Origin of the sequence: Streptomyces sp. NBC_01669 (assembly GCF_026339735.1) — a bacterium.
Taxonomy (GTDB): Bacteria; Actinomycetota; Actinomycetes; order Streptomycetales; family Streptomycetaceae; genus Streptomyces; species Streptomyces yanii.
The window spans coordinates 7,324,240-7,344,549 of sequence record NZ_JAPEQG010000001.1; the positions used below are offsets into that span (position 1 = coordinate 7,324,240).

The 20,310-nt window shown below is 70.0% G+C and carries 18 protein-coding genes and 1 pseudogene; 7 read left to right on the plus strand and 12 right to left on the minus strand.

The window, feature by feature from the left end:
• Positions 1-49: 49 nt before the first annotated feature.
• The 5 genes from OG972_RS32710 to OG972_RS32730 all read right to left on the minus strand — a co-directional run bounded on the left by OG972_RS32710 (position 50) and on the right by OG972_RS32730 (position 5,824).
• Positions 50-1,009: an ADP-ribosylglycohydrolase family protein gene (locus OG972_RS32710; protein WP_266987669.1), complete on the minus strand. Its 960-nt coding sequence runs from the start codon at positions 1,007-1,009 to the stop codon at positions 50-52.
• 10 nt (positions 1,010-1,019) lie between these two features.
• Positions 1,020-2,558, minus strand: coding sequence for an amino acid permease (locus OG972_RS32715; protein WP_266987671.1), 1,539 nt, complete (start codon positions 2,556-2,558; stop codon positions 1,020-1,022).
• A 14-nt stretch (positions 2,559-2,572) separates the two neighbouring features.
• Positions 2,573-3,241, minus strand: a complete 669-nt coding sequence (locus OG972_RS32720; RefSeq protein WP_266987673.1) for a 2OG-Fe(II) oxygenase family protein — start codon at positions 3,239-3,241, stop codon at positions 2,573-2,575.
• A 303-nt stretch (positions 3,242-3,544) separates the two neighbouring features.
• Complete coding sequence (locus tag OG972_RS32725) at positions 3,545-4,189, minus strand: fasciclin domain-containing protein (RefSeq protein ID WP_266987675.1); 645 nt, start codon at positions 4,187-4,189, stop codon at positions 3,545-3,547.
• Positions 4,190-4,288: 99 nt separating this feature from the next.
• Entirely contained in the window at positions 4,289-5,824 is a 1,536-nt protein-coding gene (locus OG972_RS32730) for a molybdopterin-dependent oxidoreductase (protein ID WP_266990863.1), read from the minus strand.
• A 279-nt stretch (positions 5,825-6,103) separates the two neighbouring features.
• Here OG972_RS32730 and OG972_RS32735 point away from each other — a divergent pair.
• A pseudogene (locus tag OG972_RS32735) lies at positions 6,104-6,519 on the plus strand (NAD(P)-binding protein); the annotation flags it as partial.
• A gap of 26 nt (positions 6,520-6,545) precedes the next feature.
• Here OG972_RS32735 and OG972_RS32740 read toward each other — a convergent pair.
• From OG972_RS32740 to OG972_RS32750, 3 genes are read right to left on the minus strand one after another with little or no spacing between them, the layout of a single operon-like run.
• Complete coding sequence (locus OG972_RS32740) at positions 6,546-7,910, minus strand: deoxyribodipyrimidine photo-lyase (RefSeq protein ID WP_266987677.1); 1,365 nt, start codon at positions 7,908-7,910, stop codon at positions 6,546-6,548.
• 13 nt (positions 7,911-7,923) lie between these two features.
• Complete coding sequence (locus tag OG972_RS32745; RefSeq protein ID WP_266987679.1) at positions 7,924-8,679, minus strand: anti-sigma factor; 756 nt, start codon at positions 8,677-8,679, stop codon at positions 7,924-7,926.
• A gap of 14 nt (positions 8,680-8,693) precedes the next feature.
• Complete coding sequence (locus tag OG972_RS32750) at positions 8,694-9,278, minus strand: sigma-70 family RNA polymerase sigma factor (protein ID WP_266987681.1); 585 nt, start codon at positions 9,276-9,278, stop codon at positions 8,694-8,696.
• 206 nt (positions 9,279-9,484) lie between these two features.
• On the opposite strand from OG972_RS32750, the gene OG972_RS32755 reads away from it, so the two are divergent.
• The 3 genes from OG972_RS32755 to OG972_RS32765 all read left to right on the plus strand — a co-directional run bounded on the left by OG972_RS32755 (position 9,485) and on the right by OG972_RS32765 (position 12,139).
• Positions 9,485-10,147, plus strand: coding sequence for a PadR family transcriptional regulator (locus OG972_RS32755; protein ID WP_266987683.1), 663 nt, complete (start codon positions 9,485-9,487; stop codon positions 10,145-10,147).
• 202 nt (positions 10,148-10,349) lie between these two features.
• Positions 10,350-11,363, plus strand: a complete 1,014-nt coding sequence (locus tag OG972_RS32760) for an ATP-binding cassette domain-containing protein (protein ID WP_266987685.1) — start codon at positions 10,350-10,352, stop codon at positions 11,361-11,363.
• A complete protein-coding gene (locus OG972_RS32765) occupies positions 11,360-12,139 on the plus strand; it encodes an ABC transporter permease (RefSeq protein WP_266987687.1) in 780 nt (259 codons plus the stop codon). Before OG972_RS32760 ends, OG972_RS32765 begins: the two co-directional genes overlap by 4 nt.
• Before the next feature lie 20 nt (positions 12,140-12,159).
• Here OG972_RS32765 and OG972_RS32770 read toward each other — a convergent pair whose 3' ends face one another.
• Together OG972_RS32770 and OG972_RS32775 are read right to left on the minus strand one after the other, a co-directional pair.
• Positions 12,160-12,630, minus strand: a complete 471-nt coding sequence (locus OG972_RS32770; RefSeq protein ID WP_266987689.1) for an ABA4-like family protein — start codon at positions 12,628-12,630, stop codon at positions 12,160-12,162.
• Positions 12,627-13,589, minus strand: coding sequence for a hypothetical protein (locus OG972_RS32775; RefSeq protein WP_266987691.1), 963 nt, complete (start codon positions 13,587-13,589; stop codon positions 12,627-12,629). The genes OG972_RS32770 and OG972_RS32775 overlap by 4 nt, the downstream gene beginning before the upstream one ends.
• Positions 13,590-13,705: 116 nt before the next feature.
• Here OG972_RS32775 and OG972_RS32780 point away from each other — a divergent pair, with 116 nt between their 5' ends.
• The gene (locus tag OG972_RS32780) at positions 13,706-14,359 is read left to right on the plus strand and encodes a MerR family transcriptional regulator (protein WP_266987693.1); all 654 of its coding nucleotides are present in this window, start codon (positions 13,706-13,708) and stop codon (positions 14,357-14,359) included.
• A gap of 176 nt (positions 14,360-14,535) precedes the next feature.
• Here the strand turns inward: OG972_RS32780 and OG972_RS32785 are convergent, their stop codons facing one another.
• Positions 14,536-15,378 (minus strand): siderophore-interacting protein, encoded by an 843-nt coding sequence (locus tag OG972_RS32785; RefSeq protein WP_266987695.1) that lies wholly within the window; start codon positions 15,376-15,378, stop codon positions 14,536-14,538.
• A gap of 46 nt (positions 15,379-15,424) precedes the next feature.
• Positions 15,425-16,333, minus strand: coding sequence for a 5'-3' exonuclease (locus tag OG972_RS32790; RefSeq protein WP_266990865.1), 909 nt, complete (start codon positions 16,331-16,333; stop codon positions 15,425-15,427).
• A gap of 287 nt (positions 16,334-16,620) precedes the next feature.
• Here OG972_RS32790 and OG972_RS32795 point away from each other — a divergent pair, with 287 nt between their 5' ends.
• Together OG972_RS32795 and OG972_RS32800 are read left to right on the plus strand one after the other, a co-directional pair.
• The gene (locus OG972_RS32795) at positions 16,621-17,688 is read left to right on the plus strand and encodes a glycine betaine/L-proline ABC transporter ATP-binding protein (protein ID WP_266987697.1); all 1,068 of its coding nucleotides are present in this window, start codon (positions 16,621-16,623) and stop codon (positions 17,686-17,688) included.
• Complete coding sequence (locus tag OG972_RS32800) at positions 17,681-20,308, plus strand: ABC transporter permease/substrate binding protein (RefSeq protein ID WP_266987699.1); 2,628 nt, start codon at positions 17,681-17,683, stop codon at positions 20,306-20,308. Before OG972_RS32795 ends, OG972_RS32800 begins: the two co-directional genes overlap by 8 nt.
• Positions 20,309-20,310: the final 2 nt, after the last annotated feature.

Here is a 20,310-nt window from a genome sequence, read left to right on the forward strand (position 1 = left end):
ATTCTGCGCTTATCTCAGCCTTATGTGTACATTTCGGACCACGTGAATCCTATGATTTCCGGGCGTCCAGGCGCCCGGCCAGAGCCGCCAGCTCGGGTGTGCGCAGGACCCGGTCCCCGTACCCCGGCAGCGGGACGTGCAGGGGATCCGTCCAGCGTGTCGGGATCGCGCCCATGCCGTACACCGCCCCGGTCAGAGCGCCGGTCACGGCCGCGACCGTGTCGGTGTCCCCGCCGACGTCGATCGCCGCTGCCAGCGAGGCTTCGAAGCCATGTGTCGTGCGCAGCGCCCAGACCGCCGTCCCCAGGCACGGCCACACCGCCCCGTTGAACTCCGTCGCCAGACCGGGATGCCAGTCCGGTGCGAGGACGGTCGCCCAGCGTTCGCGCCGGTCGTTGTGGACGTCGGCCAGGGCGCCCGGCACGGCTGCGAGCGGGTCGTCGCCGTTCAGCGCCACCCGGATCAGCTCGTGGAGGACGGCGGTGCCTTCCCAGGCGGCGCCGTCGCCATGCGTCAGTGCCGCGATCCGGCGGGCGGCGTCCATCGTCGTGGCCCGCGCCGCCGGCTCCGGGCCGTCGGTCCGCGCGAAGTACACGGCGGAGGTGGCGGCCCGCATCAGCGAACCGTTGCCCGCCGCACGCCCGTTGACCTGGAAGTGCAGAGCGGCGGCCCGGTCCCAGGGGGCGCCGCTCGTCAGGACGTACTCGGTCTGCAGACCGATGTCCTTCGGCTCACCCGCGGCCCACCGTCGGAACCGGTCGAAGATGTCGGGCAGATCGAGCCCGTCCCGCTCCAGCAGCGACTCACCGACCAGTACGGCCATCTGCGTATCGTCGGTCGCCTCGCCCGGATCCCAGCCACCGCCCCCGCACATCGTGCCGACGCCGTCGGGGAAGCGGTCCGCGTACACACCCGCGGGCCCGAACTCGAACGGCGCCCCGAGCGCGTCGCCGACCGCCGAACCGACCACGGCGCCCACCACGCGGTCCTGTCTGCCCCCTTGGTTCATGCCGGGCACTCTAAGGGCTGTCCGGCAAGGAGACCGACCTGCTCCGGTACGTGCGATATGCAGCGCCCATCAGCACCGTCGCGGACAGGAACAGGACCGTGAACCACTGGAAGTACCAGTGCCCGCCCGCAGGGTCGTACACCGCGGCGCGCGGCCAGGCCAGGTTGACGGTCATGAACAGCCCGTACAGCAGCGCGACCGCATTGATCGGCACGCCCCAACGGCCCAGCGAGAACAGTGGCTTTCCGGTCTCGTCGACGGCCTCCGTCCGGGCGGCGAACCCGCCGCGCAGCCGACGGACCAGCAAAGGGCCTGTCACCATCGAGTACGCGAGGTACAGCATCACGATGCAGGTGGTGCCGATCGCCAGGAACGCGTCGGGCGAGGCGAAGTTGAGCAGCAGCAGGACCACGGCGAGCACGCCGACGACCAGTGCGGGGGCGGTCGGCATTCCGGTGCGCGGGTTGACCTTCGACAGCAGGCCGGAACAGGGCAGCCGGCCGTCGCGGGCCATCGAGAACAGCATCCGGCAGGCCGCCGTCTGCACAGCGAGCGTCGCCACGGCGATCGCGACGACCACGTCCGCCAGGAGCACCCGGCCGACTCCGTCGCCGAGGCTGCTGGTCACGACGTAACTCATGCCGTCGACCGCGAGACGGCCGTCGGTCAGGCTGGGCGCCGCCAGCAGCCCGCCCAGCACCAGCAGCCCGCCGAGCAGTCCGGCGGCGCCCAGGGCGGAGAGGATCGTGCGGGGAGCTGTGCGGCGCGGATCGCGGGTCTCCTCGCTCATCTCGCCCGCGCTGTCGAAGCCGATCATGACGTACGCCGCGGTGAACGAACCCACCAGCAGCGCGCCGAACACCCCCGTCCCGGCGCCACCGGTGTGGAAGGTGACCGACGGGGTGCGGTCGGAGTGGGTGAGGAGCAGGACCACGATCAGGACGGCACCGATGATCTCGGCGGTGACCCCGACCCGGTTGATGACCGACATCACCCGGTTGTCGACGACGTTCACCAGCGTGGTGAGGACCAGCAGGACGGTGCCGAGCAGGGCCGCGTTCGTGGCGCCCGTCGGGGACAGCGGTGCGGGGTCGCCGCCGACCAGCTGGAAGCCGGACCAGATCGGCGGCATCACCATCTGCAGGGCCAGCGCGGCCGCCGCGACCACCACGATCTGGCCGATGACCATGATCCAGCCCGCGAACCAGCCGAAGGCCGGGGTGGACAGACGTGAGGACCACTGGTAGATCGCGCCGGATATCGGGTAGCGGGCGGCGAGTTCGGCGAAACAGGCGGCGACCAGCAGCTGACCGGCCAGGACTGCGGGCCAGGCCCAGAAGAAGACCGGGCCGCCGAAGGTGTAGCCGACGGCGAAGAACTGGAAGACCGTCGTCAGGACCGAGATGAAGGAGAAGCCCGCGGCGAAGGAGGCATACCGGCCGAGGCTGCGGTGGAGTTCCTGGCGGTAGCCGAACTCCTCCAGTGAGGAGCCGGGTTCGGCGGGGGCGGGCGGATCGGGGAGTACGTCGGTGGGGGCGGTGACGGACATGGCAGCACCTGCTCTCAGGGACGGGGGAATGGGGTTGAGGAGCGGGGGGCGTGGCGTGCTTCCTGGCCGAAGGAGGAGAGCGGCAGGGAGCCCGCGGGCAGGGCGATCTCGCCGTCGGCCAGGCGCTGCCCGAGATAGCGGAAGGTCTGGACGGTCTGCGCGTAGAGGTGTTCTCCGGCGATGACGCCGGGGCGCGCCGGCCTGCCGGGACCGGTGAAGGCGGGCAGCGGGGCGACGGGCGTGTCGTAGTCGACCGTGCAGAAGAGCGGGAAGGAGTAGCGCTCCACGGCGACCTTGCGGACCCGGTGGGAGGTCGCGGCGAACTCGCCGTTGGTCCAGAGCTCCAGCAGATCACCGGTGTTGACGACGAAGCAGTTGTCGAGCGGCGGTGCGTCGATCCACTCTCCGGCCCCGTTCATCACCTCCAGGCCGGGGGCGGTGGGGCGCAGCAGGGTGAAGCATTCGTAGTCGTCCGGGAGCGTGACGGGCCCGAAGTCGAGGGTGCGGGCCCAGTGGAACACGTCGGAGCGCCGCCGCAGCCTCCCGGCGAAAGCCTCCTGGCGGGTGAGCGCGAGGAGCTCCTCGAAGCCGAGGCCGGACAGGGCGCTGACACCGGGACGGCGCGGATGGTGGGAGGGCTGGCGCAGATCCGCGTACCGGACGGGTCCCTGAACCCAGGTCACGGCGGTCGTGGTGTCCCGGTGGCCGTCCGCGTCGACGAGCAGCGAACGGTGCCAGACGCCGGTCAGTTCGGGGACGGACGGGGAGGGCGGACGGCTTCGCGGACATGGCGGCCCCTTGCGCGCAGCGGCCGGAGCCGCATTCCTGTCGGATGACAGAAATTAGGGAGAGCCTGTTTCCGCTGAATGACACAGCCGTGTCCGTGCGGCGCCGAAGTACTCACTGCGGCCGTGCACGGCAGGGACCGGCCGGGGCGGTGACGCGACCCCGGCCGGTCCGTGGTGTCCTTGTGGTGCCCGGTGGAGCTACTGCGGGGGCATCAGGACGGTGTCGACGATGTACACCGTGGCGTTGGCGGTCGGGACATTGCCGCAGACGACCTTCGAGCTGTCGTTCACGGTGTAGGTCATGCCCGAGCCGGAGGTCGTCAGCTTGCCCTTCTCCAGCGTGGCGTAGGAGCCGTCCTCCAGCTGCTTCGGCGTCAGATTCCGACCCACCACGTGGTACGTCAGCACCTTGGTGAGCTCCGCCTTGTTCGCCAGCAGCTTGTCCAGGTCGGCCTGCGGGATCTTGGCGAAGGCGTCATTGGTCGGCGCGAACACCGTGATGTTCTGGGCGTTGTTCAAGGTGTCGACCAGACCGGCCTTCTTCACCGCGGTGACCAGGGTGGAGAGTGCCGGGTTGTTGGAGGCGGCCGTCGCGACCGGGTCCTTCGCCATACCCGCGAAGCTGCCCGCGCCGTCCTTCAGCACGGACGAACAGGCCGGGCCGAACGGCTCGTTCATCTTCATCGGATCGCTCGCCGCAGTCGACGGTGATGTCTTGGCCGCGCTCGCGGGGGAGCCGGAGGAGGAGTCCTTGGAGTCGCTGGAGCAGGCCGTCAGGGCCAGGGGCACGAGCGCGGCGGCGGAGACGGCAACGGCGGCACGGCGAAGGTGCAGGGTGTTCATGTGATTCTCCAGGAGAGGTGCGCGGGTGCGCGCGACGGTTGAGAAGGGAGGAAGAAGCGAAGGAGTGGGGCATGACGGTGCGTGCGGGGAGAGGGCGGGTCAGGAGACGTCGATCACCACCGAATGCCAGCCGGTCGCACCGTCCGGGACGGTGCCGACGCGTTCGCCGGTCTGAGTGGCGCCCGTCCCGTCGGTCGCACGGACCTCCAGCGTGTGATTGCCGGAGGTGGCCGGCCACTCCCACACCCACTGGCGCCAGGTGTCCCGGCTGTCCTCCGCCGCGAGCCGGGCCCGATGCCACGGGCCGCCGTCCACCCGGACCTCCACCCGCGAGATCCCCCGGTGCTGGGCCCAGGCCACCCCGGCGACGGGCACGATGCCGGGCTTCGGCGAGGCGAACGGACGCGGCGTGTCGATCCGGGACTCCGTCTTGACCGGCGCCTGCTGGGACCAGCTGCGCCTGACCCAGTACGCGTCGTACGAGGCGAACGTCGTCAGCTCGATGTCCTTGATCCACTTGCAGGCCGAGACGTACCCGTAGAGTCCCGGCACCACCATGCGGACCGGGAAGCCGTGCGCGAACGGCAGGGGTTCGCCGTTCATGCCGAGGGCGAGGATCGCGTCGCGCCCGTCCATGACCGTCTCGACCGGCGTGCCGATCGTCATGCCGTCGACGGAACGCGCCACGATCTGGTCGGCGGGCCCGCCCTGCGACGGCGGCTTTACCCCGGTCTCGCGCAGGAGATCGGCCAGCCGCACACCGATCCACCGGGCATTGCCGACGTACGGGCCGCCGACCTCGTTGGAGACACACGCCAGGGTGATGTCCCGCTCGATGATCTCCCGCCCCAGGAGGTCCTGGAAGCTGACCGTGAGCGGGCGGGCGACCCCCTTGCCGTGGATCCGCAGTCGCCACGAATCGGCGTCGATGCGGGGCACGACCAAGGCGGTGTCCACCCGGTAGAAGCTCTTGTTCGGGGTGATGAACGAGCTCAGGCCCCGGATCCGCAGGTCCGTCCCGGGCGGTAGGGCGGGAGCCGGTGACTCGGGGACCGGGAGGACCAGATCATGCCGTGAGGCGGTGGCCCCGGCCTGCACGGAGGACGTCAGCCGCCGTCCCAGGAACCCCGCACCGGCCGAGGCCGCCGCCGCAGCGGTCGCCGCGATCACGAAACCGCGCCGGTCGAAGGCGCCGTCCCCCTGCCCGTCCCTCTCGCCGGCCGAGGGAGAGGGACGGAGCACCGGGCCGAGCCGTCCGACCAGGAGATACAGCACCCCTGCGGCCAGTACGGCACCCACCACCGAGGGCAGGGCATCGGCGGGGCTGCCTTCCGGCCGTCCCACCGCCGCCACTGCCCCGATCACGCCGAAGACCAGAACGGCCGCCGAGCCGAGCAGCCGGTGCCGCAGTGCCAGCAGCCCGACCGCCACGGCGAAAACCGCCAGCAGGGCCAGGATGCCCAGTTCGAGCACCAGCTTGTCGGCCGTGCCGAAGTGCCGTACGGCGAAGTCCTTCACGACCGGGGGAGTGCGGTCGATGACCGCCCCGCCCACCGCCGCGACCGGACCCGCCTCGGGACGTACGGCAGCCGAGACCAGTTCGGCCACGGCCAGGGCGCAGAACCCGGCGATCAGACCGCTGAGCCCGGCGAGACCGGCACGTGCCCAGCGGGACCGCCGGGCCCCGGAGGCCCCGTGCTCCTGCACGTTGTTCTGTTCCTCGTTCACATCCGGTGTTCGTCGCCGGACGCCCGGCGGATTGGTCCGTCACCCGATCGGATGAGAGGCGGTCATCGACCGATCCGCCTCGGCCCCGGCCGCGAATCACCTTCGAGGGACCCTGTGAGAGGGCCCGTTCGGCGCACACCGGGCCCGCCCGGCGCGAGCCGGAACCGAGGGACCGGAGGAACCGGCATGGCACGGAATCGGCGGTGGACAGCCGTGGTGGGCAGCGGCGTGGCGGAACTGACCGCCGCGTATGTGTTCGGCCAGGCGCACGAAGTGACGCTGTACGAGTCGGACGAACGGACCGAGGTCATGCGCACCCCCATGACCTCGCGGCCTCCGACGGACGGATACACCACGTCGACTCGGGATTCATCGGGCACAACCGGCGTACGTGCCCGTACCTTCTGCGGCTCTTCGCCGAACTCGGGGTGGCCACCCAGGAGTCCGAGATGAGCATGTCCATACGGTGCGAAGGGTGCGGCATCGAGTGCGCGGGCGGCCGCGGGCCCGCCGGACTCCTCGCCCGGCCGCGCATCGCACTGCGCGCCTCCTGCCTCCGGATGCTGGTCGAAGTGCCGCGCTTCCACCGGGCGGCGAGAGCCGGGAGCCGGCAGCCGGTGGCCAGCTGTCAGCCGAGGCCGCGCGCCCGTTCGAAGCGGGCGCGGGCCTCGGCCAGATCCACTACCGGGTCCGGATAGGCGAGCCGGGCCCCTTCCGGGCCGGTGAGCTTCCACGGCTCGTGCACCGCAGCGCCGTCCAGGCCCGCCAGTTCCGGCACCCACCGCCGTACGTACGCGCCCCGTGGATCGAACCGCTTGCCCTGGATCAGCGGATTGAGTACACGGTTGGGGCGGGTGTCCGTACCGGTGCCCGCCACCCACTGCCAGTTGAGCTGATTGTTCGCCAGGTCCCCGTCGACCAGGAGATCCAGGAAGTGCCGCGCGCCGACGCGCCAGTCCACATACAGCGTCTTGGTGAGGAAACTCGCGACCAGCATCCGGCCCCGGTTGTGCATCCAGCCCTCATGCGCCAGCTGTCGCATCGCCGCGTCGACCAGCGGATAGCCGGTGAGCCCGGCACGCCACGCCTCGATCTCGTCGGGGTCGGACCGCCACCGGTCGCCGCGCGGACGGTAGTCGGCCCACGCGGCGTCCGGCCGGGCGGCGAGAACCTGGTGGTGGAAGTCCCGCCAGGCCAGCTGCCGTACGAACGCGTCGGCGCCCGGTCCGCCCTTCTCCCGTGCCCGGTGCACCAGTTCGGCCGCGGAGAGGCAGCCGAAGTGCAGAAACGGCGACAGCCGGGATGTCGCGTCCCCGGCGAGGTCGTCGTGGCCGGTCCCGTAGTCGGCCATCGGGCCGTGCAGCCAGGAGGTCAGCAGCCTGCGCCCTGCCGTCTCGCCGCCTGCGGCAAGTCCCGGGGAGACGCCCGTCACCTCCGCTCGGGTCGGCAGCGGTGCGGACGTCGCCGTGTCCGGCACCCGTACCGTCCGCGGCCCGGTCAGTGTGCCCCGTACGCCCGCCGTCTCCCAACGGCGGAAGTAGGGGGTGAACACCGTGAAATGGTCACGGCCCGCCGGGACGACCAGGCCCGGGGCGAGCGCGGTGACCACCGCGTCATGGACGTGCAGGGCGCAGCCGACAGCCCCGAGAGCCGTGCGCAGGCGCTCCTCGCGTTCCCTCGCGTACCCGCTCACCCCGGCCGCGATGTGCAGACTCTCCGCACCCGTCTCCGCGACCACGGCGCAGGCCCCGGCCACCACGTCGGCGCTGCGGACGACCAGCCGGCCGCCGCGGCGGCGCAGCCCTGCGTCGAGATCGACGAGGCAGTCGGCGAGGAACGCCCGCCGGTTCGGCGCGTCGAAACCGGTCCGGCGGATGCCGTCGTCCTGGACGAAGAGGGGGACGACGGCATCCGCGTCGCGCACCGCGGCGTGCAGAACGGGGTTGTCGTGCAGCCGCAGATCGGAGGTGAACAGCGCCACCGAGACGGTCATGGCAGGGAGCCCCTCATGCGGTCGGGAAGGTCAGCAGTGCCAGTGGAGCGGACGTCGGCTGCACGGAGCCGCCGGCCGGCTCGACGGTGATTCCTATGCCCGACGCGCCGTCGACCGGCCCGTCCAGCAGCACCGTGTTGCTCGTCGCCGCCCGGTTGATCAGTCCCGCGGACCGCATGGTCCCGTGGTCGTCGAACCACAGCTGGTACACCTTGCCGTGGGACGGCGGCTCCATCCCCGAGGCCACGAACACGGCCCGGTTCTCGCTCCGGGAGACCACGACCGTGCCCTTGGACCCGCCCTTCAGCGCGCTGGACTTCGCCTTCGCGTCCGGCGCCGCGAGAACCCGCGCCACCTGCTCGCTCTGCTGCTGGGCCCGGTGCGCCTCCTGCTGTGCGTCCCGGGCGACCTGGTTCTGCCACACCGCGATCCCGCCGAACCCGGCAGCGGCGACCAGAGACGCGGCCAGCGCGAACTTCGGCCAGCGGCCGGTCCGCTGGACGGAGACGGCCGAGCGGGTGCGTCGGCCGCAGGACGGGGATTCCTGCCGTACGGTCGTGATCTCCCGCAGTACCCGGTCGCGCAGCTCGCGCGGCGGGGCTGCGGACACCGCGAGCCCGAGCCGGGTGGCGGTCTCGGACAGTTCCCGCACCTCCACGGCGCAGGCCTCGCAGTCGCCGAGATGGCGTTCGAACTCCCCGCGCTCCGCGTCCGGCAGCGCGTACAGGGCGTAGGCGCCGGTCAGCGTGTGCAGTTCGGCCCCGCTCATGCGATCCACCGTGCTCATGCGCTCACCCCGAGGCAGTCGCGCAGCCGGATCAGTCCGTCGCGCAGTCGTGTCTTGATCGTCCCGAGCGGTACGGAGAGGAGTTCCGCCACTTCGCGGTAAGTCAGGCCGCGGTAGTAGGCGAGCGTGACGGACTGCCGTTGCAGCTCGGACAGGGTCCGCATGCAGCGGCGCACCTGCTCCCGCTCCAGCCGGCTCTCGACCTGCTCGGTGACCTCGTCGAACTCCGGCGTACGGTCCAGCAACGCCGCCCTGCGCTCCCGGGCCGTCGTCGCCTCGACGGAGCGCACCCGGTCCACCGCCCGGTGATGGGCCAGCGTCAGCACCCAGTTCATGGCGCTGCCGCGGGAAGCCCGGAAGCGGGGGGCGGTCCGCCACACTTCCACCAGCACCTCCTGCGCCACCTCCTCCGACTGTGCGGGGTCGCGCAGCACACTCCGTACGAGACCGAGGACCGGACCGCAGACCGCGTCGTACACCTTGGCGAACGCAGCCTGGTCGCCGCGGGCGACCAGATCCAGGAGTTCCTGGAGATCGGGCCCCGCCGATGGCGCTTCGCTGATGTGCACGGCTTGTTTCACGCGGGCTTCCTCCCAGGATGCGCATCGGTTTCATGAGGCGATTCGAAGCCGACGGCAGCGCGGATTGGTCAGTGTGTGAAATCTTTCCACGCCGCCGCGAATTCGCGATACATCGTGGTTGACGCGTAAGGGTGCTCGCGATATGTTCGTACACGAGTATTCGATGACGAAGTGATGATCTGATGAAGTGAAGGGCGGTGGGGGCGGTGGCCAAGCGGCGCAAGCTCAGCAATCCACTGGCACTCACGGTGATGGTGCTGCTCGCCGAGCGGTCCATGCATCCGTACGAGATCGCCCAGACGCTTCGCCGGCGCGGCAAGGAACACAGCGTCAAGATCAATTTCGGCTCGTTGTACACCGTGGTCCAGAACCTGGAGAAGCACGGGTACGTCGAGGTGGCCGGCGTGCAGCGCCAGGGCAACCGCCCCGAGCGCACGCTCTACGGCATCACCGGGGCGGGGCGTGCCGAGATGGTCGACTGGCTCTCCGATCTGCTCGCCGTTCCGGCCGTCGAGTACCCGGTCTTCGAGACCGCGCTCTCGCTGCTGCCGGTGCTGCCTCCGGAGGATGTCGCGGAGCTGCTGGAAACCCGGGAGGCGGCGCTGGCGGTCCAGTCCGCGGCGATGCGGGGCATCCTCGGCCGGCTGACGGAGAAGCTGCCCCGGGTCTTCGTGGTGGAGACCGAGTACCAGCTCCACATGATCGATGCCCAGCTGGAGTGGATCAAGAAATTCCGTACCGAGCTTCTCGATGCCACGATCAGTGGCATCGAGGAGTGGAAGTCCTTCCACGAGACCGGCGAGGTTCCGCAGGACTGGCAGGACCTCGACGAACAGGAGATCGTCCTCGATCCCGAGCGGAAGGCGTAGCGCCAAGCGGTACCGAAGAAAGAGAAAGACCCCGGCAGGGGCTGTTGGAGCAGCGCCTGCCAGGGTCTCGAACCCCGGACCGGCCATGCCGTGAGGGCGAGCCAGGCGATCGAGGTGCGGCACACCCAGGATAGCCCGGCTCTCTTCACGCGGATCGGCTCGGCATGCCCGAACACCCCGCTGACCACAGGAGAGCTCCGTCATGAGCACCCGTGCGCCTGCAGTAGAGGCGCGACAACTGATCAAGACCTATCCCGGCGACGTCACCGCACTGAACGGCATGGACCTCACCGTCGGTGCCGGCACGGTCTTCGGACTCCTCGGCCCCAACGGCGCCGGGAAGTCCACCACCGTCAAGATCCTCACCACCCTCGCCCGCCCCGACTCCGGCGCCGCGAGCGTCGCCGGACACGACGTGCTGCACCACCCCGACCGGGTCCGCCGCGCGATCGGCGTCGTCGCCCAGAAGTCCGGCGCCGACCCGGTCGCCACCGGCCGGGAGAACCTGCTGCTGCAGGGCAGGCTGTACGGGATGCGGGGCGCCGCGGTCCAGCGCCGCGCCGATGAACTGCTGGACCGCTTCGACCTCGCCGACGCGGGGAAGCGGCAGGTCAAGGGGTACTCCGGCGGAATGCAGCGGCGCCTGGACGTGGCGCTCGGCCTGGTCCACCGCCCCGAGGTGCTGTTCCTCGACGAGCCCACCACCGGACTCGACCCCGAGGCCCGTACGGCCATGTGGGACGAGATCGCCCGGCTGGCCGGCGACGAGGGCCTGACCATCGTGCTCACCACGCACTACCTGGAGGAGGCCGACCGGCTCGCCGAACGCATCGCGATCGTCGACCGCGGCCGGATCGTCGTCGAGGGCACCCCCGACGAACTCAAGGGCGAACTCCGCGGCGACGCCGTCCACATGGAGCTGCGCACCGACGCGGACCGTGCGGCGGTCACCGCCGCGCTCACCGGACTGCCCGGGGTGTACGAGGTACTGGCCGAGGGCCGCCGGGTCAGCGTCCGCGCCGAGGACGGCGCCGCCGCCGTCCCTGTACTGCTCGGCGCCCTGGACCGGGCCGGCGCGGCGGTCGCCGCCGCCACCGTCGCCCGCCCCTCTCTCGACGACGTCTATCTGCGCTACGCCGGACGCCGCTTCTCCGAGGCCGAGGCCGCGGACGCCCAGCAGATCCCCGCCACGGTCGCCGCAGGAGGCACCCGATGAGCAGTCACGTCATCGCCCAAACCTGGTACATGACTCAGCGTCAGCTCATGGCGATCATCAGGCAGCCGGTCTTCCTGGCGATCTCCCTGGTCCAGCCGGTGATCTGGCTGTTCCTGTTCGGCAACCTCTTCAAGAAGGTCGTCGAGCTCGGCGGCTTCGGCACCACGTCCTATCTGGACTACCTGATCCCCGGCATCGTCGTGATGAGCGCCCTCGGATCGAGCATGTGGGCCGGAATGGGCACCCTGGAGGAGATCGAGCGGGGCACGCTCAACCGCTTCCTCACCACCCCGGTCAGCCGGAACGCGCTGATGAACGCCAACGTCGTGCAGAACGGCATCAGTACCGCCGTCCAGTCGGTCATCATCGTGCTCCTCGGCTGGGCCGCCGGTGCGACGTACCCGGGTGGTGCGGGCGGGCTGCTGATCCTGCTCGTCGCCTCGATCCTGCTCGGTACGGTCTTCGGTGCGCTCTCCAACGCGCTGGGGATGCTGGTCCGCCGGCGTGAGTCGATCATCGGTATCAACACGTTCCTGCTGCTGCCGCTGACCTTTCTCTCGTCCTCGTTCATGGCGCCGAGCCAGATGCCGTCCTGGATGCGGCAGATCGCCGAATTCAACCCGGTCAACTGGGCGATGGTGGCGGGCCGTTCGGCCCTGACCGCCCAGCCCGACTGGGGGCTGGTGCTCAGCCGCGGGGGAGCGCTGCTCGCCCTCGCGGTGGTGGCGGTCTGGCTGTCGACCCGCACCTTCCGCTCGTACCAGAAGTCCGTCTGACGGCGCGTGCGGCCGCTGGGTCAGGAGAGCGCCGCATCGTGGAACCGGTCCGGGAAGGTCTCCCCGGGCCGGCTCTTCGGCTTCCGGACCGCGCGCAGCACCAGAAAGACCAGCAGGCCGAACGGCGACAGCAGAATGGTCAGTACCAGCAGAGGGCTCATCACCAGCGCGGGGACACCCAGCCGACGGCCCTCCAGGAACATCCACTGGCCGAGCAGCAGATCCCACGCGATGACCTGCGCCCAGATGGCCCCCGCCCCGTTCGCCAGCACGGTCAGGTCGCGGAACGTGTCGATGTCGGGGCTGCGCACGGCAGTCCACAGTTCGGGGAAGACGGGCACGGCCATCATCAGATACACGGCCAGCACCGGCAGGACGGTCAGAGGGGACGCCGCGAGGCGCGCGGTGGGCCGCCAGTGCGGCGCCAGGATCATGAGCAGCCAGAAGGGCGCTGCCAGCCAGAACGAGACCTCGAAGAGTGCACCGGTCATGCCATGAGCTCCTTCTCGACGGAATCCGTGGTGCGGAATACGGGAGTCGGCCGCAGCGCCGCATACGTTCCGGCGGCGGTGGCGGCCAGGAGGAGCGACGCGGCAGTGAGCGTCGCGCCGTCCGGATGAATCAGTGACTGCCCGCGCAGCGCCTGCCACGCGACGAGGGCGACGACCGCCGCGTACGCCCCTGATGCGACGAGCATCAGGCGCAGCCGTACCCGCGGATCGCCCAGCCGGGGAAAGCGCGGGGCCAGCGCCACCAGGGCGAGCAGGAGCAGCGGGAGCAACTGGAGCGCGTGCATGCCGACGAAGTGCGGGATGCGCAGATCGCCGCCGGTCGTCGACCAGCCGGTGAGCGGCATCGAGGGGCCGCCGTCGGGTACGCCGACGGAGTGTGCGCCGATCACATCCGCGGTGTCGAGGTTCCCGGCGGCCCGCTGTTCGGGAGTCGGCTGCGTCATCAGGAAGCCGATTCCCGCGCCCACCAGCGCAATGAACACCCCCGAGCGGATCGCGAGGGCGGCGGCGCGGTCCTGGATACGGGCGCGCAGCAACAGGACCGCGATGACCAGGGTTCCGGTCCAGAGGGCGGCGACGGTGACGCCCATCGCGGTGAACAGCCGCTCGTCGAACGGGGTGGCGTGGTTGAAGTGGCTGCGCTTCCCGCGGATGACCTGCGCGGTGATGATCGCCATCTCGGCGAGGCTGGAGACCGTGACCACGGTCCCGGCCCACCAGCCGGTGCGCCGGCCGCGGGTGAGGAGCGTCAGCATCCAGGCGAGCGCCAGGGCGTACGCCACGAACGAGACCGCGAACTTGAAGGGCTTGAACCAGATCGCCGAGCCCGCGAGGACCCGGTCGTCGACCAGGAGTCCCACTCCGGAGATGACGGCCATGACAGCCATCGCCGCGGCGAAGAGGACTAACGGGCGGTGCCAGGAACGCCATGACGGCATGGGTGTACTCCCTGTGAAGACCGAAGATTATGGATAGTGAGACTCTCCGCTATCCGATAGTGGAACTATCTATGATGGGATGCGGGGTTGGCAAGAGCGGAAAGGGAGAACGCAGCGTGCGCATCGGCGAGTTGAGCCGCAGGTCCGGGGTTTCGGTGGCGACGATCAAGTTCTACGTGCGGGAAGGGCTCCTGCCCCCGGGGGAGTTGACCAGCCCGAACCAGGCGTCGTACGACTCCGGGCACGAGCGCCGGCTGAAGCTGATCCGTGCCCTTCTGGATGTCGGCGGACTCTCGCTCTCCGCGATCGGTGACGTACTTCGGACGATCGACGACCCCGCGCAGCCGGTGCACCATGTGCTGGGCGTGGCGGCGAAGCGGATCACGGCAATCGAGGGCAGCGAACCCGGGCCCGAACTGGACGACGCCCGCGAAGAGGTGGCCGAGCTGCTGGAGCGGCGCGGCTGGCGGGTGGAGGCGCGGAGTCCGGCCGGTGAGGCCCTGGCCGGGGTGCTGGCCGCACTGCGACGGGCCGGGCACGGAGGCTTCTGCGAGCTGCTCGACGACTACGCGAGCGCCGCGGAACCGGTCGCCCGGGCCGATCTCGACTACGTGGGACGGCGGGTGGCGCGCGAGGACCTGGTGGAGAGCGTGGTCGTCGGCACGGTGCTGGGCGAGGCAATGTTCAGCGCGCTGCGCAGGCTCGCGCACGTGGACGCCTCGGCCAGGGCGTACGGCGGCGAGCAGGGGGAGCGGGACGGGGGCGGATGAGGGGGACACGTCCGACGCGTGGGCGCCCGGGTCGCGTGTCCGCCGGCGCCACCGTTTCGTACGCGGACGACCCGGTCGCGTGCCCGTCGCCGCCGCACGTCGACGCCCCGGTCACCGTCCAGGGCGGACGGTGACCGGGGCGTGGATGTCCACCACGGGTGCCCCGGACGTGCGGCCTACGCGGCGCTCTCCTGCTCCCGCTCCACCTGCTGGTTCCACTCGCGCTTCACCGAGCGCCACGCGTCGTCGTTCTGACCGAGGCGCCAGTAGCCGGAGATCGACAGCTGCGGCAGCGGGATCTGCCGGTCGAGCCGCAGGTGGCGGCGGATCTCCTTCACGAAGCCCGCCTCGCCGTGCACGAACGCCTGCACCCGGCCCACCGGGAACTCCAGGGACTTCACGGCCGCGGTCAGCGCCTCGCCGACCGGGCGGTCGCCGCGGTGCAGCCAGGTCAGCTCGACCCCGTCGGCCGTCACGATGTTCTGTTCCTCGGACGCGTCCACCACCTCGATGTAGGCGTGCGCCACCGCACCCGCGGGCATCTGTTCCAGAGCCGCCGCGATCGCCGGCAGAGCGCTCTCGTCGCCGGCCAGCAGGTGCCAGTCCGCCGACGCGTCGGGTCCGTAACCGCCGCCGGGACCCAGGAAGGTCACCTGATCACCCGGAGCCGCGCGGAGCGCCCACGGCCCCGCCAGGCCCTCGTCGCCGTGGACCACGAAGTCGATCGCCAGCTCCCGGGCGACCGGGTCCCAGGAACGCACCGTGTAGGTACGGGTGGTCGGCCACAGCTCGCGCGGATACTCCTCGCGGATCCGGGCCATGTCGAACGGGTGCGCGTAGTCGGCGCCCTCGGGCGCGAAGCACAGCTTGACGTAGTGGTCGGTGAACCCGGACAACGCGAAGCCGGCCAGGCCGTCACCGCCGAGCACCACCCGCACCATGTGCGGGGTGATCCGCTCGGTGCGCAGGACCTGGGCCCCCTGCGCCGTGGGTGCCTGCCGCGCCGGTCGTTCTGCCACGAGGTTCTCCCTGCTCCAAATACTTAGGCTTGCCTAAGTTAGCACCTCAGTTCCGAAGTGTGGAGAGCAGCCGCTGAAGGGCACCTCCCAGTCCCCACTGCTCGGCCAGCACTTCGAGGGCGGCGGGGTCGCGCGGCTCGGTGGGAAGCGCCGGATCGAACGCGGGCAGCGGGACGTCACCGGCGACCCGGACCACGGTCGGCGCGACGGCCACGTAGTCCCGTGCCTCGTCGAGCCGCTTGCGCTGCGAGGGAGTCAGCTTCGCCGCCGGATCGTCCACCGCGGCCATGATCCCGGCCAGATCGCCGAAGGCGTCCAGCAGCTTCGCCGCCGTCTTCTCACCGATGCCGGGGACCCCCGGCAGCCCGTCGCTCGGGTCGCCGCGGAGCAGCGCCAGATCGGCATAGCCGGAGCCGTCCACCCCGTATTTCTCGCGCAGCCACGCCTCGTCCGTCAGCTGCAGGGACCCGACCCCCTTCAGCGGGTAGAGGACCCGCACCCCACGGGCGTCGTCGACCAGCTGGTAGAGGTCCCGGTCGCCGGTCACGATGTCCACCGGGCCGGTGGCGAGACCGGTCAGCGTGCCGATCACGTCGTCCGCCTCGTATTCCGGGACACCGACCCGCGCGATCCCGAGCGCGTCGAGCACGTCCTCGATGATCGGGACCTGCGGCGCCAGTGTGTCGGGGGTCTCCTCCTCGTCGGGCAGCCCGTCGGCGGTCTCCACCGCGACCCGGTGCGCCTTGTACGAGGGAATCAGCTCGACCCGCCAGTGCGGCCGCCAGTCCGCGTCCATACAGGCCACCAGGTCGTCCGGCCGGTGGTCCTGGACGAGCCGCCCGATGAAGTCGAGCAGACCGCGCACGGCGTTCACCGGCGTGCCGTCCGGTGCGCGCACCGAATCGGGGACCCCGAAGTAGGCGCGGTAGTAGAGGGAAGCGGTGTCGAGGAGCATCAGGCGTCGCGTCACACCCCGATGATGCCGCACCTCACTGACACCGACCCAAAAGTGAACTGGGTCACTGTTCTGTTTGGTTCGTGTAAGTGCGGGCAGGCGCGCCATCGGAGCGGACCACGTCGCCATTTCCACTGCAGCGCGTGCCAAGCGGACCGAATCCGCGTCGCTCCACGGTCTGCCGGAGGGGGTGGCAGACCGTTTTCGGTTCAACGCGTGAGGTGTATGTGTCAAGGCTGCAAGCCGACCACCTGTACAAGGTGTTCGGCAGACGACCCGATCAAGCCGTGCAGAAGCTCGAGAGCGGCACGGACCGCGACGAGCTGCGCGCCGACGGAACGACCGCAGCGGTGATCGACGCCTCGTTCACCGTGGAACCGGGCCAGATCTTCGTCGTGATGGGTCTGTCCGGATCCGGCAAGTCCACGTTGCTGCGGATGCTCAACGGGCTGCTGGACCCCACAGCCGGACGTGTGCTGTTCGACGGCCAGGACCTGACCGCCCTGAGCCCCCGCGAACTCCGCGCCGTCCGCTCCTCGAAGATCAGCATGGTCTTCCAGCACTTCGCCCTGTTCCCGCACCGGAGCGTCCTGGAGAACGCCGCGTACGGACTCGAAGTGCAGGGTGTGCCGCGTGCCGAGCGCGAGAAGCGCGCCGCCGAGGCGCTGGAGCTGACCGGCCTCGCCGGCTGGGAGAAGTCCTGGCCCGACGAGCTGTCCGGCGGTATGCAGCAGCGCGTCGGCCTGGCCCGCGCCCTCGCCACCGACGCCGACCTGCTCCTGATGGACGAGTCGTTCAGCGCGCTGGACCCGCTGATCCGCCGCGACATGCAGGACCAGCTGCTGGAACTGCAGAAGCGGCTGAAGAAGACCATCGTCTTCATCACCCACGACCTCAACGAGGCCATGCGCCTCGGCGACCGGATCGCCGTGATGCGGGACGGGAGGATCGTCCAGCTGGGCACCGCCGAGGACATCCTCGTCACCCCCGCCAACGACTACGTCGCCTCCTTCACCCAGGACGTCGACCGCTCCCGGGTGCTCACCGCGGGCGCCGTCATGGCCGAGCCGCACACCGTCATGGGCACCACGGGCGACGACGGCGAGGAACTCCGTACGCCCGACGACGTCCTCAGGTCGGCGCCGGCCACGGTCTCCGAGTCCACGCCGATCATCGAGCTGTTCACGCCGTGCTCGCGCAGTGGTGTCGCGGTCGCCGTGACCGACGACAAGGGCAAGCTCGTCGGGGTCGTCCCCCGGTCCCGGCTGCTTGCCGTCCTCGGCGAGCCGATGAGCCCCATCGAGCTGCCGCAGGACGCCACGACCACCGCGAAGAAGGTGGCCGCCGATGTTTAGGCTCCCGCTCGGTGAATGGGTGGACAGTGCGGTCGACTGGCTGCAGACCCACCTGGCCTGGCTGTTCGACGCGATCAGCTCCGTCGTCGGCGGCATGTTCGACGGCATAGCCGCCGTCCTCTCCGCCCCCGCCCCGCTGCTGTTCGCGGGCATCGTCGCGGTCATCGCCTGGTGGCTGCGCGGTCTGCTCGCGGGTGGACTCGCCTTCGTGGGCTTCGCGCTCATCGACTCGGTCGAGCTGTGGGACGAAGCGATGGACACCCTCACACTGGTGCTCGTCGCGACCATCGTCACACTGGTCCTCGCCGTCCCGCTCGGCATCTGGGCGGCCCGCTCCAAGACGGTGTCCGCGGTGACCCGGCCGGTCCTCGACTTCATGCAGACCATGCCCGCCATGGTCTATCTGATTCCCGGCGTCATCTTCTTCGGCGTCGGCGTCGTGCCCGGCATCATCGCCACCATCATCTTCGCGCTGCCCCCGGGCGTCCGGATGACCGAGCTCGGCATCCGCCAGGTCGACGGCGACCTTGTCGAGGCGGCCGAGGCCTTCGGCACCACCTCGCGCAACACCCTGCTGCGGGTGCAGCTGCCGCTCGCCCTGCCCACGATCATGGCGGGCATCAACCAGGTCATCATGCTCGGCCTGTCCATGGTGGTCATCGCCGGCATGGTCGGCGGCGGCGGCCTCGGTGGCTCCGTCTACCGCGCCATCGGCAACGTCGACGTCGGCCTCGGCTTCGAGGCGGGCATCTCCATCGTCATCCTGGCGATGTATCTGGACCGGATGACCAGCGCGCTGGGCCGCGAGGTCTCCCCGCTGGCCCGCCGCGCCCTCGCCAAGGCCCAGTCGGTGGCCGGCGGACTGAAGATCTGGAACTACCGTCCGCAGCCCGCCGTCGCGGTCGTCGGCGTCGTCGTCCTCGCGCTCGTCGCCGGTGGCATGGGCATCTTCGGCTCGTCGAAGCAGGACACCGGTGCCGCCACCGACGCATCGAACGTCGGCAAGGGCCAGAAGATCAGCATGGGATACATCCCGTGGGACGAGGGCATCGCCTCCACCTTCCTCTGGAAGGAGCTGCTGGAGCAGCGCGGCTTCGAGGTCGACGTGAAGCAGTACGAGGCCGGCGCGCTCTACACGGGTATGGCGAACGGCCAGATCGACTTCGAGACCGACTCCTGGCTCCCGGTCACCCATGCCACGTACTGGAAGAAGTACCGGGACCGCCTGGACGACATGGGCTCCTGGTACGGCCCCACCTCCCTGGAGCTGGCCGTCCCCTCGTACGTGAAGGGCGTCGACTCGCTCGACGACCTCAAGGGCAAGGCGTCCGACTTCAAGGGCCGCGTCGTCGGCATCGAGCCGAGCGCCGGTGAGACCGGGCTGCTCAAGGACAAGATCCTGCCGGGGTACGGCCTCGACAAGGAGTACAAGGTCGTCGACGGCTCCACGCCCTCGATGCTCGCCGAGCTGAAGCGCGCGTACGCCAAGAAGGAACCGATCGTCGTCCCGCTCTGGTCGCCGCACTGGGCGTACAACCAGTACGACCTCACCAAGCTCAAGGACCCCAAGAACCTCTGGGGCAAGGGCGACGGCATCCACACCCTGACCCGCAAGGGCTTCTCCGACGACAACCCGCACGTCGGCAACTGGCTGAAGAACTTCAAGATGACCGAGGACCAGCTCACCAGTCTTGAGGCGAAGATCCAGACGACCGGCAAGGGCAAGGAGCAGGAAGCGGTCCGCGCCTGGCTGAAGGAGAACCCGGGCGTCGCCGACAAGTGGACCCCGGTCACCAAGGCGGCGAAGGGCGCGAGCGGCAAGGACGAGCGCGACCGCACCGTCGAGATGGCCTGGTTCCCGTGGGAGGAGGACATCGCCGCCACCTACCTGTGGAAGGCCGTCCTGGAGGACCGTGGCTACAAGATCAACCTGAAGCAGTTCGAGGTCGGTCCGATGTACGCCGCGATGTCCCGCGGCCAGCTCGACGTGCAGTTCGACGGCTGGCTGCCGTACACCCAGAAGAACTACTGGAACAAGTACGGCTCCCGGCTCACCGACCTCGGATCGTGGTACGGGCCGACCTCGCTGGAGGTCGCCGTCCCCTCGTACGTCAAGGGCATCAAGTCCTACAAGGACCTCAAGGGCCGCGGGGACGAGTTCAAGAACCGCATCGTCGGCATTGAGCCCGGCACCGCCACCATGGCCAACCTGAAGAACAACGTGCTGCCCGCCTACGGTCTCGACAAGGAGTACAAGGTCGTCGACAGTTCGACGCCCTCGATGCTCGCCGAGCTGAAGCGCGCGTACGCCAAGAAGGAGCCGATCGCGGTTCTGCTCTGGACGCCGCACTGGGCGTACAACCAGTACGACCTCACCAAGCTGACGGACCCCAAGAAGGCCTTCGGCAATGGCGACACCATCCGCACGATCGCCAGCAAGGACTTCCCGAAGAACTACCCGCAGCTCACCAAGTGGTTCAAGGACTTCAAGCTCAGCGAGCAGCAGCTGGCCGGCCTGGAGAACGAGATCCAGAAGCGCGGCACGGGGCACGAGGAAGAAGCCGTGAAGGCCTGGATGGACAAGAATCCGGGCATCGCGGACAAGATGGCCCCCCAGTAGGG

Excerpts from the sequence above, each read along its gene's own strand:
- OG972_RS32775 (WP_266987691.1), bottom strand. The coding sequence starts at position 13,589 with ATGCCGTCATGGCGTTCCTGGCACCGCCCGTTAGTCCTCTTCGCCGCG.
- OG972_RS32760 (WP_266987685.1), top strand. The coding sequence starts at position 10,350 with ATGAGCACCCGTGCGCCTGCAGTAGAGGCGCGACAACTGATCAAGACC.
- OG972_RS32770 (WP_266987689.1), bottom strand. The coding sequence starts at position 12,630 with ATGACCGGTGCACTCTTCGAGGTCTCGTTCTGGCTGGCAGCGCCCTTC.
- OG972_RS32725 (WP_266987675.1), bottom strand. The coding sequence starts at position 4,189 with ATGAACACCCTGCACCTTCGCCGTGCCGCCGTTGCCGTCTCCGCCGCC.
- OG972_RS32710 (WP_266987669.1), bottom strand. The coding sequence starts at position 1,009 with ATGAACCAAGGGGGCAGACAGGACCGCGTGGTGGGCGCCGTGGTCGGT.
- OG972_RS32745 (WP_266987679.1), bottom strand. The coding sequence starts at position 8,679 with ATGAGCGGGGCCGAACTGCACACGCTGACCGGCGCCTACGCCCTGTAC.
- OG972_RS32790 (WP_266990865.1), bottom strand. The coding sequence starts at position 16,333 with ATGCTCCTCGACACCGCTTCCCTCTACTACCGCGCCTACTTCGGGGTC.
- OG972_RS32740 (WP_266987677.1), bottom strand. The coding sequence starts at position 7,910 with ATGACCGTCTCGGTGGCGCTGTTCACCTCCGATCTGCGGCTGCACGAC.
- OG972_RS32715 (WP_266987671.1), bottom strand. The coding sequence starts at position 2,558 with ATGTCCGTCACCGCCCCCACCGACGTACTCCCCGATCCGCCCGCCCCC.
- OG972_RS32765 (WP_266987687.1), top strand. The coding sequence starts at position 11,360 with ATGAGCAGTCACGTCATCGCCCAAACCTGGTACATGACTCAGCGTCAG.
- OG972_RS32800 (WP_266987699.1), top strand. The coding sequence starts at position 17,681 with ATGTTTAGGCTCCCGCTCGGTGAATGGGTGGACAGTGCGGTCGACTGG.